13 protein-coding genes are annotated in these 11,928 nt (G+C 73.7%); 3 read left to right on the top strand and 10 right to left on the bottom strand.

Annotated elements, in window-relative coordinates; all coding sequences use genetic code 11:
• Window positions 1–45: 45 nt before the first annotated feature.
• The 4 genes from ABZ883_RS21910 to ABZ883_RS21895 form a co-directional block, all read right to left on the bottom strand.
• The gene (locus ABZ883_RS21910) at window positions 46–996 is read right to left on the bottom strand and encodes an ornithine cyclodeaminase family protein (RefSeq protein WP_360908448.1); all 951 of its coding nucleotides are present in this window, start codon (window positions 994–996) and stop codon (window positions 46–48) included.
• The gene (locus ABZ883_RS21905) at window positions 993–2,126 is read right to left on the bottom strand and encodes an aminotransferase class I/II-fold pyridoxal phosphate-dependent enzyme (protein ID WP_360908446.1); all 1,134 of its coding nucleotides are present in this window, start codon (window positions 2,124–2,126) and stop codon (window positions 993–995) included. Before ABZ883_RS21905 ends, ABZ883_RS21910 begins: the two co-directional genes overlap by 4 nt.
• Window positions 2,123–2,770 (bottom strand): PAS domain-containing protein, encoded by a 648-nt coding sequence (locus tag ABZ883_RS21900; RefSeq protein ID WP_360908444.1) that lies wholly within the window; start codon window positions 2,768–2,770, stop codon window positions 2,123–2,125. Before ABZ883_RS21900 ends, ABZ883_RS21905 begins: the two co-directional genes overlap by 4 nt.
• 62 nt (window positions 2,771–2,832) lie before the next feature.
• Window positions 2,833–4,503, bottom strand: coding sequence for an ATP-binding cassette domain-containing protein (locus ABZ883_RS21895; RefSeq protein ID WP_360908442.1), 1,671 nt, complete (start codon window positions 4,501–4,503; stop codon window positions 2,833–2,835).
• A 416-nt stretch (window positions 4,504–4,919) separates the two neighbouring features.
• Here ABZ883_RS21895 and ABZ883_RS21890 point away from each other — a divergent pair, with 416 nt between their 5' ends.
• Window positions 4,920–6,011: a protein kinase family protein gene (locus ABZ883_RS21890; RefSeq protein WP_360908440.1), complete on the top strand. Its 1,092-nt coding sequence runs from the start codon at window positions 4,920–4,922 to the stop codon at window positions 6,009–6,011.
• A gap of 8 nt (window positions 6,012–6,019) precedes the next feature.
• Here ABZ883_RS21890 and ABZ883_RS21885 read toward each other — a convergent pair whose 3' ends face one another.
• The 6 genes from ABZ883_RS21885 to ABZ883_RS21860 form a co-directional block, all read right to left on the bottom strand.
• Complete coding sequence (locus ABZ883_RS21885; RefSeq protein WP_360908438.1) at window positions 6,020–6,340, bottom strand: WhiB family transcriptional regulator; 321 nt, start codon at window positions 6,338–6,340, stop codon at window positions 6,020–6,022.
• Window positions 6,341–6,557: 217 nt separating this feature from the next.
• A complete protein-coding gene (locus tag ABZ883_RS21880; protein WP_360908436.1) occupies window positions 6,558–7,400 on the bottom strand; it encodes an oxidoreductase in 843 nt (280 codons plus the stop codon).
• A gap of 166 nt (window positions 7,401–7,566) precedes the next feature.
• A complete protein-coding gene (locus ABZ883_RS21875) occupies window positions 7,567–8,439 on the bottom strand; it encodes a helix-turn-helix transcriptional regulator (RefSeq protein ID WP_360908434.1) in 873 nt (290 codons plus the stop codon).
• A 70-nt stretch (window positions 8,440–8,509) separates the two neighbouring features.
• Window positions 8,510–9,361: an LLM class flavin-dependent oxidoreductase gene (locus tag ABZ883_RS21870; protein ID WP_360908692.1), complete on the bottom strand. Its 852-nt coding sequence runs from the start codon at window positions 9,359–9,361 to the stop codon at window positions 8,510–8,512.
• A gap of 192 nt (window positions 9,362–9,553) precedes the next feature.
• The gene (locus tag ABZ883_RS21865) at window positions 9,554–10,048 is read right to left on the bottom strand and encodes a cupin domain-containing protein (RefSeq protein ID WP_360908432.1); all 495 of its coding nucleotides are present in this window, start codon (window positions 10,046–10,048) and stop codon (window positions 9,554–9,556) included.
• 38 nt (window positions 10,049–10,086) lie between these two features.
• Window positions 10,087–10,455: a DUF4267 domain-containing protein gene (locus tag ABZ883_RS21860; protein ID WP_360908430.1), complete on the bottom strand. Its 369-nt coding sequence runs from the start codon at window positions 10,453–10,455 to the stop codon at window positions 10,087–10,089.
• Window positions 10,456–10,548: 93 nt separating this feature from the next.
• On the opposite strand from ABZ883_RS21860, the gene ABZ883_RS21855 reads away from it, so the two are divergent.
• Together ABZ883_RS21855 and ABZ883_RS21850 are read left to right on the top strand one after the other, a co-directional pair.
• Complete coding sequence (locus ABZ883_RS21855; protein ID WP_360908428.1) at window positions 10,549–11,121, top strand: TetR/AcrR family transcriptional regulator; 573 nt, start codon at window positions 10,549–10,551, stop codon at window positions 11,119–11,121.
• Window positions 11,122–11,192: 71 nt separating this feature from the next.
• Window positions 11,193–11,921 carry a hypothetical protein gene (locus ABZ883_RS21850; protein WP_360908426.1) on the top strand — a complete coding sequence of 243 codons (729 nt, stop codon included), beginning with the start codon at window positions 11,193–11,195 and terminating at the stop codon, window positions 11,919–11,921.
• Window positions 11,922–11,928: the final 7 nt, after the last annotated feature.

Below are 11,928 nucleotides of genomic sequence, written 5' to 3'. Positions count from 1 at the left end.
CCTCGCGCGGCACGACACCACCGGCCGAGCCGCGCGGGGCCGCGTTCAGGCCAGGCCCGCCGCCCGTACCACCGCCGAGGCGACCGCCGCGTCCAGGGCGCCGACACCGGTCAGGTCGGCGACCGTCACGTCCCGCGCGCCGCGGGCGGCACCGTCGCGCAGCAGCAGTCCGGCCGGTGTGTCGGCATCGGGCGCGACCTGGCCGGCTCGCACCGCGTGGCCGAAGTCGCCGTGGTGGAGGCACTGTTCGTGGTCGTCGGTGGCCACGATCGCGGCGCGGGCGAAGAGCGCCGGGGGCAGTTCGTTCTTGTGCGGCATGTCGGTGCCGATGCCCGTCACGTGGGCGCCGTCGTTGACGGCGGCGGCGTCGAGGACGGGCACGGCGGACGGGGTGGCGGTCAGCACGATGTCCGCGCCGGCCGCCTCCGCCGCCGTGGCGGGCACGGCGGGCAGCCCGTGCTCCCGCAGCCGGTCGCACAGGCCGCGTACCCGGCCGCCGTCGCGACCGTGGACCAGGACGGCGGCCACCGGGCGCAGCCGGGCGAGCCAGGTGACCTGCAGCAGCGCCTGCTCCCCGGTGCCGAAGACCCCGACACTGCCGGCGTCCGGGCGCGCCATGGCGTGGGTGATCAGCGCTCCGGCGGCCGCGGTGCGCCGGGCGGTGAGCACTCCCCGGTCGTCGAGGAGGGCCCGTACCTCGCCGGTGCGGGCGCTGAGCACGCAGACCAGTCCGTTGTTGACGGGCAGGCCGCGTTCCGGGTTGCCGTAGAAGCCGGTGGCCACCTTGACGGTGAACTCGTCCGCGCCGCTGATCCAGCCGGCCTTGACATGGCAGTCGCCGTGCTCGGCGGCGAAGTCCAGGTGGATGGGGGGCGGGACGGTGGTGCGGTGCTCGGCGTGCGCGACCAGGGCGTCCCGCACCGCGGCCAGGACGGTCGCGGGGCCGGCCGCGGCGGCTGTCGCCTCCGGGCCGAGCACCGGGATCGTCGTGGTCACCGGCGCTCCCGCAGCCAGCGGTCGAAGGCGTCCAGGGCGGGCGCCGGGTCGCTGCGGCCGACGCCGATCCGGAAGCGGTCGGTGGGCCCGGGGGTGAGCTCGGAACGGAACACGGACGCCGGGAGCAGGAGGACCCCGGCCTCCTCGACCAGCCGGGTGCAGAACTCCTCGACGCCCTCCGCCCCCAGGTAGCGGGGGTAGGCGACGCAGCCGCCGTCGGGGGCCCGCCACTCGAACAGGTCGGGGAAGCCGGCGAAGAAGGCGTCGAAGAGCGGGAGGTTGGCGTCGATGATCGCCCGGTTGCGCGCCAGGACGGCCGGGCGTGCCTTGAGGGCGATCCTCGCGAGGATCTCGCTGGGCGCGGAGTTGCAGATCGTCGTGTAGTGCTTGGCCCGCTCCAGCCGGGACAGCAGCTCGCGGTCGCGGCAGGTGATCCAGCCGATCCGCAGCCCGGGCAGGCCCAGCGACTTGGAGGTGACGTTGAGGGACAGCGCGCGCTCGGACAGATCGGCGGCCTGCGGGAGCGTACGGTCCGGATCGCGTTCGAGGCCGCGGTACACCTCGTCGCTGAACAGGCGGATGCCGCGCTCGTCGCAGAGCGCCGCGAGCCGGGCGAGGTCGGCGGCGTCGATCACCTTCCCGGTGGGGTTGTGGGGGAAGTTGACGGACACGACACGGGTGTTGGGGCGCAGGGCGGCGGCCACGGCGTCCAGGTCCAGGGCCCAGTCGTTCCCGGGGTCCAGGGCCACACCGGTGACGGCGCACAGGGAGAGCGGTACCGTCTCGGCCGCCTGGTAGTTGGGCGTCACCACCACCGCGTGGTCGTCGGGGCCCAGCAGCACCTGCATGGCGAGGTAGAGGGCCTCCTCGGCGCCGCCGAAGCACAGCACGTCGTCGGCACCGGCGTGGTCGTACGTCGACGCGACGGCCTCGCGCAGCAGCGGGTCGCCGTAGGTCTCGGTGTAGCCGAGGGCCAGGGTGTCCCAGGCCTCCCGGTCGGCGGGATCGGCCAGTTCCAGCAGCCCGGCCACGGTCATGGTCTGGGCGTCGGAGGCGGTGAGGTGGTGGCGGGCGGTGAACTCCCAGCGGGAGAAGTACGTCTCCAGCCGGAAGTCGGGCAGTCGGGTCACGAGGGGTCCCTTGGTCGTGCCTTGAGTTCGGCGAGCAGCGAATAGACCGTGGAGCGCGAGGTCTTGAGGGCCCCGGCGACGAACGGCACCGCGCGCCGCACGGCGAACACCCCGGCGCGGTCGAGCTCGCCGAGCAGGGCGAGCCGGTCTTCGCGCCCGAGGCGCTCCACGGACCGGCCGCGCTCGCGGACGTACGCCCCGACGACCTGGTTGACGCGCTCGGTCCAGTCCTCGGCGAACAGTGCCTCGGGGCGGGGCGCGGTGGGCGCGGCGAAGCCCGCGAGCAGCGCCGCGACGCCGTCGAGGGGGGTCCGGTCGAAGTTGACGCAGAGCACCGCGGAGGGCGCTCCCGCCGCGTCGCGGAGGACGGCGCTGACCGAGGTCAGCCGCCTCCCGTCGGGCAGCAGTTTCTCGTACGGGCCGTACACGTCGCGCCCGGCGGGGTCCAGCCCGTCGAGCTCGCCGAGGAGCGAGGGGTCGCCGGGGGCGCGGACCGACATCGGGTTCCAGATGCCGATCACCCGGTCGGTGGCGGCGTCGTGCAGGACGACCTCCGCGTGCGGGGCGAGCAGCAGCGCCACCGCCTGGCACACCGGCGACCACGCCGTGACGTGGGGATGGTCGGGGTCCGTTCGCGTCTCCATGTCTGGACCATACGTCCGGACTGGACACTCTGTCCAGATCCACTGGTAACGGCGGACCGCGCTCAGCCGGCGGCCGATGCCTCCAGCAGCGCGCGCACCTCCTCGGCGCTGGTCTCCCGCAGGTCCTCCCCGACGAGCACCCAGCGCGTGGTGCCGATCGCCTCCAGGAACGCGAGGTCGTGCCCGGCCACCACCAGCGCCCCCTCGAAGGAGGCCAGGGCGCCGGTCAACTGCCGCACGCCGGAGGCGTCCAGATTGTTGGTGGGCTCGTCCAGCATCAGCAGTTGCGGGGCCGGTGCCGCGAACATCGCCGCGGCCAGCGCGGCCCGGAAGCGCTCGCCCCCGGAGAGGGTGCCCGCGGGCAGGTCGGCGCGGGCACCCCTGAACAGGAAGTGGGCAAGCCGGGCCCGGATCTCGTTGTCCCCGGCGCCCGGTGCCGCGGCGGCCACGTTCGCCGCCACGCTCAGCCCGTCGTCCAGCACGTCCAGTCGCTGCGGCAGGAAGCGCAGCGGCACGAACGTCCTGGCCTCGCCGGACAGCGGCGTCAGCTGCCCGGCGAGCGTGCGCAGCAACGTGGTCTTGCCGGCCCCGTTGCGGCCCACGAGCGCGACGCGTTCGGGACCGTGCACCTGGAGGTCGCCCGAGCGCAGCCTGCCGTGGGCCGGGCGCAGCCCCCGCACTGCCAGCACCGTGCGGCCCGCGGGCACGGCGGTGGCCGGCAGGCTCACACGGATCTCCTCGTCGTCCCGGACGGCGTCCGCCGCCTCCTCGCGGCGTTCGCGTGCCGCGCGCAGCCGTTCCTCGTGCAGGCCGCGCAGGGCGGCGCCGGACTCCTGGGCGGACCGCTTGCGGGCACCGGCGACGATGCGCGGGGCCCGCCGCTGCTCGTCCATCTTCCTGGTGTGCCGCTGCCTGCGGGCGACCTTGATCTGCGTCTCCTCCAACTCGCGCTTCTGGCGCCTGACATCGGCCTCGGCGGCCCGGAGCATCCGTCCTGCAGCCTCCTGCTGCCCGGCCACGGCCTCCTCGTACGCCGACCAGCCGCCGCCGTACCAGCTCACCGCGCCGGAGCGCAGCTCCGCGACGCGGTCGACGCGTTCGAGGAGTTCGCGGTCGTGGCTGACCACGACCAGCACACCCGAGCGCCATGAGCCGACGGCGTCGTGCAGCCGGCGGCGGGCGAACAGGTCGAGGTTGTTGGTGGGTTCGTCGAGCAGCAGGACCTCGGGACGCTCCAGCAGCAGCGCGGCCAGCCGCAGCAGGACCGTCTCGCCGCCGGACAACTCGCCGACGGTGCGGTCGAGTCCCACACCGCCCAGGCCGAGCGAGCCCAGGGTGGCCATGGCGCGCTCCTCGACGTCCCAGTCGTCGCCGACGGTCTCGAAGTGGTGCTCCGCGACGTCGCCGGCCTCGATCGCGCGCAGCGCGGCCCGCCGCCCGGCGATGCCGAGCGCCTGGTCGACCCGCAGACCGGTCTCCAGGGTCAGGTTCTGCGGCAGGTACCCGAGGCGGCCGTCGACCGTCACCGATCCCCGGGTGGGGCGCAGCCGCCCGGCGAGCAGCCGCAGCAACGTGGACTTGCCCGTGCCGTTGGCGCCGACCAGGCCCGTCCGGCCGGGGCCCGCGGTCAGCGAGATCCCGTCGAGGACGGGCGTGCCGTCCGGCCACTGGAAGGACAGCGCGGAACACGTCACGGCGGGCCCCGAGGGGCCGGGGGTTCCGGAAAGGGACATGGGGGTTCTCGCATTCGCGGTCGCGTGGGGTGAGGGCATGGCGTGCGAGCACCGCGCGGCCGTGGGGCGAGAAGGGGGAGCCCGGTCCCGGGAAGGTGAGGGACGGCTCTGACGCCGAGGTCGCGGAGGGGGCGCGGGTCACGGGCGGCGGAGCGCCGGCGGCGTGACGCGCGTACGGCGGGGGGCCGTACCGCGCGATGATCGCGGACCTCAGACGAGCAATGTCCACCTCAATCGAAGACAACAGGACCTTCGCACTGTACCCCGGCCCCCCCGGGGAGCGGCCAAGGATTTTCTCAGTCCCCGGTCCCCGGTCTCCGAAGCCCGCCGGCCCGGCCGTGCGGCGACATTCCGTGGTGCTACGGTCGCACCGTGCCCGCCTGCCGGGGCGGGTCGAGGCCGAGGGGGGCGCCGCAGTGAAGCACCCTGACATGTCGCGCGGCGCGCGTACGACCGCGTACAGCGCCGTCTCCACAGCCCTGGCCCTGTGCAGCGACCGCGCCCTGCGCGACCTTGTCGACGCGGCCGTGCCGCTCGGGTCCGGCATCGGCGGTACGTCGGCCCGGCTGGAGGTCGCGGGCATCCCGGTCTTCGTGAAGCGGGTGCCCCTCACCGACCTGGAGAGGCTTCCGGAGCACGTGCGCTCCACGGCGAATCTGTTCGAGGTGCCCGGCTTCTGCCAGTACGGCGTCGGCACCATCGGCGCGCCGGGCTTCGGGGCCTGGCGAGAACTCGCCGTGCACACCATGACCACGAACTGGGTGCTCGCCGCGGAGTACGAGGGCTTTCCGCTGATGTACCACTGGAGGGTGCTGCCCGGCTCTTCACCGCTGCCCGGGGAACTGGCCGACGTGGACCGGGCGGTGGCCTATTGGGACGGCAGTCCGCAGGTGCGGCGCCGGATCGAGGCTCTTCAGCGGTCCTCGGCAAGTATCGCCCTGTTCCTGGAGTACTTCCCGCAGAACCTGCACCAGTGGCTGGGCACCCGGATCGCGGTGGGCGACGAGGCCGCCGACCGGGCCTGCGCGATGGTGGAGAGGGAACTGGCGGCCGGCGTCTCGTTCATGAACAGCCGCGGGCTCCTGCACTTCGACGCGCACTTCGAGAACATCCTGACCGACGGCCGGCGCCTCTACTTCGGGGACTTCGGCCTCGCGATCTCCTCCGGCTTCGAACTGTCGCGGGCCGACGCCGACTTCTTCGACCGGAACCGGGCCTACGACCGCTGCTACACCGTCACCAACCTCGTGAACTGGCTGGTCACCGCTCTGCAGGGGATCAGCAGGGAGGACCGGGACGGCCGTTACGAGCTGGTGCGCGCCTACGCGGAGGGCGGGCGCCCCACGGGCCTCCCGAAGGAGGCCGCGGCGATCATCGCCCGGCACGCGCCGATCGCTGCGGTGGTGTCCGACTTCAACCGCACGTTCCAGCGGCGGAGCAGGCAGACCCCCTACCCGCTGGAGGAGATCTGCCGGCTCGGCGGGATGGCCGCCCCCGCCGACCGCTGAGGGACGCCCTAGCCCGCGGCCTCGACAGGGCCGCTCTCGTAGGCGGAACGGGCCGTGCTGAGCAGGTCGCGCCAGGAGGTGACGGCCGGGCGGCGGCGCAGGAGGGCGCGGCGCTCGCGCTCGGTCATGCCGCCCCAGATACCGAATTCGATCTTGTTGTCCAGCGCGTCGGCAAGGCACTCGGTCCGGACCGGGCAGCCGGCGCACAGGGCCTTGACCCTGTTCTGCGCGGACCCCTGGACGAACAGCTCGTCCGGGTCGGACACGCGGCAAACGGCCTGGGCGCCCCAGTTCTCCACCCACGCCCGCACTGCCACATCAAGCTTCATCCGTGCCTCTCTTCCGCTCAATCCCCGCGGTTGACGTCGCCGTCTGATACGGGTTCCCGGGCGGAAGCGTTCAACTCCAGTCACGAGAGGCCAATTTATTTCAGCAATTGTCGGGGTCGGAGTGTGACATGACGGCACATCACGCAGCGGAAGCCCCGCGAAGCCTACGGCCCCGGCCGCAGCGGCAGCCGGGGCCGGGCACACGCGCGGGCGCCGGTCACCCGGCGGAGGGGGCGAAGTCCGTGGACAGGGCCACCTCGCGCCAGGCGTCGATGTCGCGCGCGACCTCGGCGAGCTTGTTCTCGACGTCGGCGACGCTGGCCTTGCCCAGCGGCACACGGGCCGGCATCCGCTCCGCACCGGCGACGGTGATGATGGCCGCCGCCGCCTTCACCGGGTCGCCGTCCTGGGCGTGGTTGCTGTCGTCGGCCCAGGCGCGCATGCCGCCCGAGCTCTCCTCGTAGTCGCCGATGACCCGCTCGGTGCGGTGCAGCGAGGAGGAGTCGAGGAAGTCGGTGCGGAACGGGCCCGGCTCGATGGAGGTCGCCTGGATGCCCAGCGGGGCGAGCTCCAGCCGCAGGGCCTCGGTGACGGCCTCGACGGAGAACTTGGTCGCGCAGTACAGGCCCCAGCCCGCCCAGCCCACGAACCCGCCGACCGAGCTCAGGTTGACGATGCGTCCGGCGCGCCGCGCCCGCATGACCGGCAGCACGGCCCGGGTCACCGTCAGCAGGCCGAAGACATTGGTGTCGAAGACCGCCCGCGCCTCGGCGTCGCTGGTCTCCTCCACCGCGCCCAGCAGGCCGCGGCCCGCGTTGTTGACCAGGACGTCGATGCCGCCGAACCGCTCGACGGCCGCGTCGACGGCGGCTTTCGCCTGCCCTTCGTCGTTGACGTCCAGCGGCACGGTCAGCAGGCGGTCGCCGTGCCCGGCCAGGGCGTCCCGCAGGGGGCGCGCGTCCCGCGCCGTGGCCACGACGTTGTCGCCCCGGTCGAGGGCCTGCCGCGCGATCTCCAGACCGAAACCGCGGGACGTGCCGGTGATGAACCACGTGGTCATGTGGTGTGCTCCTCTGGGTACGGGGATCGGCTGGTTCACCGATCCGCACCCAGCGTGCGGCGGCCGCCGACGAGGGGCCAGAGACGCTTCGACCATAGGAGACGCCTGCCTGGGACCGGCGTTACCAGGCAGGCGCGGAGCGTACGGCCGGGGCCGGGGGCCGTCGTCAGCGCCGCGCGGCCGCCGGGGCCGAGGACCACGTGGCCAGGAAGCGCAGCGCCTCGGAGGACGGCGTGTCCGGCTGCGCGGTGTAGACGAAGACCGTCCGGTCGGGCTCGTCCCCCAGCACCAGGCTCTGGAAGTCCAGCGTCATCGCGCCCGCGACCGGGTGCCGGAAGCTCTTGGTGCCCACCGCCCGGGTCCGCACCCGGTGGTCCGACCACCAGCGGCGGAAGTCGCGATCGGCGGCGGACAGCTCCTCCACGAGCGCGAGCAGCCGCCGGTCCCCGGGGTCGTGGGCCATGCCCATGCGCAGATACCCCACGCACTCGCGCGCCACGTGCCGCCAGTCCGCGTAGAGCTCCCGGTACGACGGGTCCAGGAACGCCAGCCGCACGAGATTGCGCTCGTTCTCCGGAAGGGCGCCGAAATCGGTCCCCAGGAGCGCCGCGCCGAGCGCGTTCCACGCCAGTACGTCCAGCCGGGGCCCCAGCAGCAGCGCGGGGAAGGCCCAGCCGTCGAGCAGGGTCCGGGTCTGCGGCCGGACGGCGGAATCGGCCGGCTGCGGCGCCGGCGCGTGGGACGCCGCGCCGGCCTCGGCGACCCGCAGCAGGTAGTCCCGCTCGTCGGGGCGCAGGCGCAGTGCCCGCGCGAGCGACTCCAGCACCGTCGTCGACACGTTGGCCGTGCGGCCCTGCTCCAGGCGCACCACGTAGTCGACGCTGACGTTCGCCAGTTGCGCCAGTTCCTCGCGCCGCAGCCCCGGCACCCTGCGGTGCCGCCCGTCGTCGGGCAGACCCGCCTCGACGGGGTGCACGCGCGCGCGGCAGGCCCGCAGGAAGTCGCCCAGGGTCGGGTTCGAGGCGTTGCGGTGACTCATACCTCGATTATCGGCGCTCGGCCGCGGTGCCGGAACGGGCCGCCGGGCCGGACGGCCCGGCGGCCCGGTCTCAGGAGGCCGCGTCCGCGAGCCGGGCGACCTGGTCCGGATCGGGCGACCAGCAGTAGAGCATCACCTCGTCGGCGCCGAGGTCGGCGAACGCGGCGACGGCCTCACGGACCGCCCGCGCCGTGGTCAGCAGGCCGGCGGCGATCCCGGCGGCGTGGCCCGTGAACGCGTAGTACGCGCCGATACCCGCGCGCGCCTCCTCGACCACGGCCTCCGTGCCGAGCGCGACATTGACCTGGGCCAGCAGGCGCGGGCCGCCCATCCGCCCGTGGGCCGCCCAGGCACGCTCCACGTCCCGGAAGAGCCGGTCCATCGACCGCGGGGGCAGGCCGGCGCCGATGAAGCCGTCACCCCAACGGGCGACCCGCTCGGTCACGGCGGCGGCGAAGCCGCCGAAGAGCACTTCGGGACCGCCCGGTGTGGCCGGCGCGGGGCCGATCGGCCCGATGCCCGTGCCGTGGTCCTCGCCCGCCCAGGTGCGGCGCAGCGCCGCCATCTGCGCGTCGAGCCGGCGTCCGCGGCGCCGCGGGTCGACACCGGCGGCGAGGTAGTCGTCCTCGCGGCCGCCGACCCCGATGCCCAGGGTGAACCGGCCGCCGGAGAGCCGGTCCAGCGTGGCCGTCTGCTTGGCCAGGAGTGCGGTGGTGTGCAGCGGCGCGATGAGGACCTCGGTCTGGAGCCGGATCCGGGTCGTCGCGCCGGCCAGCAGGGCGAGGGCGACCAGCGGTTCGGGATTGCCGTACACCAGGCGGTCCAGCAGTCCGAGCGTGGTGAAAGGACCCGCGTCGGCGCGCCGCGCCCAGGACAGCAGTCGGGAGGGGTCGTCGACGGGGAGGCCGAGGCCGATCTTCATGGTGCGGTTCTCCTTCGGGAGGGCAGGTGTCATCACTGCCGCCCCTCCGAGGTCCCCGCACCCGTGGTGCGTTCGTGCTCCCGCTCTGCGGCGTCGTTCCAGGGAGCATGCTGTGTGAAGTGCCCTCACCGTATCCGGGTGTGCCCGGGCCGGCCAACGGGATTTCCCCCCTGGCCGGCCGGCGTGGCACCGTCAGGAACGGGCCTGCTTCCAGGGGGTGCTGGTCTCGAAGTAGGTGTCGTAGAGCTCCTGGACGTCCAGCAGGGACTCCGGCGGCACCTTGCCGTAGGCGATGCGCTCCAAGTGGCGGAAGTACTCGAAGCGTTCCACCCCCGGGGTGATGACGATGAGGATGTCGGCGCTGTGGCCGGGGGCGGCGGCGAAGGCGTGGGCGAGGCCGGGCGGGACGATCACGAGGTCGCCGCGCTCGGCGGTCACGACCTGTTCGCCGGACAGGAGTTGGGCGGTCCCGTCGAGCAGGTAGAAGAGTTCGGCGGAGTTGGCGTGGTGGTGCGGGTTGGCCCCGTCGGCGCCGTCGGTGAGCGTGACGCGCTGGGTGGACAGCGCCCCGCCCGTGGCACTGCTGTCGGCCAACAGCCGGATGGTGGTGGGGGCGTGGCCGATGACCTCGGCATCGGCGGTGCGGACGACCACGGACTCGGTGAAGCCGGGAACGATCAAAGACACGGCCGGATCCTTTCGGCGCAGGTCGGTGGGGACGACGGTCAGACGGCGAAGAGCAGGGCGGCGCTGATCAGTACGACCACGGCGGTGGCGAAGTGGATCCCGAACGCGACGGCCTTGGTTCCGCCGTTGCGGAGCACTATCAGGGTGTCGCCGAGCGGCAGCAGGGCGACGACCAGCATGTACCACGCCTCGGCGGTCGCTCCCGCGAAGGCGAGAAGTGCCAGGCCGAGCAGGCCGTACGCCCCGTCGCGCAGGCCCTTGACGGTCAGGTAGGCGCCGCCGGCTCCCTCGGCCGGAACGCCGTAGCCGGCGGCCGCCGCGCGCGGGGCGAGGAGGAAGCGGCCCCCGATGAAGAGGACGAACAGGTTGAGCACGACGGCGAGCGAGTAGGCGACGGTGCTGAGCATGTCTTCCCCCTGCGACTTGGCTAGCGTTGCTAGGAACAAGAATGACGCTAGCAGAGCATCGACATGAAATCTAGCGCTGCTAGAATGGAGGCCATGACCATCAGCACGCGCCGGGAGCGCGAACGCGCCGAGCGGGAGGCGCTGATCATCACGGCGGCCCGCGAACTCGCCGAGGACGAGGGCTGGGACGCGGTGACGACCCGGCGGCTCGCCGAGCGCGTCGAGTACAGCCAGCCGGTTCTGTACAGCCACTTCAAGGGCAAGGACGCCATCATGGCGGCCGTCGCGGTGGAGGGATTCGCCGACCTGGCCGAGGAGTTGCGCGCGGCCCGCGTCGCGGCGCCCGGGGCCCGCGGCGCGCTCGCCGGTGTGAGCGCGGCCTACGCCGGCTTCGCCGAGCGGCGCCCGGCCCTGTACGACGCGATGTTCGGCCGGGCCGTGGACCTGCCGTTCGCCACGCCGCAGGCTCCGGCGGCCCTCCACGCCTGCTTCGGCGAACTCGCCGAGGCCGTCCGCCCGCATGCCGGACAGGACGATCCGGGCCTGCTGACGGAGACGTTCTGGGCCGCGCTGCACGGCCTGGTGACCCTCACCCGGGGCGGGCGCCTCCCCCGTGAGGGGCACGCCGACCGTCTCGCGCTCCTGCTGGCCCGGTTCACGAGCTGACCGCCCCCCGTCCGCAACCGGCCGCTCCGCCGGGGGCGTCCTGCATGGTGGGGAGCCGTGTGGGGGGCCGCATGCAGTTCATCGAGGTGACCGAGCTGGCGGGGGTGCGTTCCGCCGTCGTCCGCTTCCGCAGGCGCGGCAGCGGGCTGTCCTTCGTGCTCTTCCCCATGGTGCACCTGGGGGAACGTTCCTTCTACGACCAGGTCACCGCCCGCCTGCGCACTTGGTGCGACCTGGTGATCGCCGAGGGCATCAGGGGCGAGTCGCCCACCACGGAGGCGCTCACGCAGTCCTACCGGCGGCTGGACGGCGTCGAACGGCTCGGCCTGGTCGTGCAGGACATCGACTACAACGCGCTCGGCGTGCCGGTGGTGTGCCCGGACATGACCGGCGAGGAGTTCGAGAGCCGGTGGCGGCGCGTCCCGTTCCGGGAGCGGGCCGCGGTGGCGGCCCTGGTGCCCGTCTACGCGGCGGGGATGCGGCTGCTCGGCACGCGGCGGTTCATGGCCCGGCACCTGCGCACCGAGGACCTGCTCACCGACGCGGAGGAGGCCGCCGCCAACGTCATGACGGGGATGGAGGACGTGATCCTGCACCGGCGGGACCGCCTCCTGCTGGACGCGGTGAAGGAGTTCCACCGCGCCCGCGGCGGCCGCAAGGAACCGTTCACGGTCGGCATCGTCTACGGCGCCGAGCACATGCGGGCGGTGGCCCCGGCACTGGCCGACCTCGGCTACCGCACAGCGGAATCCGAGTGGCTGACGGTGTTCGCCCTCGACCCGCCGCGCCCCCGGCGGTGACCGGCCG

The sequence above is a fragment of the Streptomyces sp. NPDC046977 genome, assembly GCF_040644455.1.
GTDB lineage: Bacteria > Actinomycetota > Actinomycetes > Streptomycetales > Streptomycetaceae > Actinacidiphila.
The sequence above is the reverse complement of the archived record's forward strand: the minus strand, read 5'-3'. Positions and strand labels throughout refer to the sequence as shown.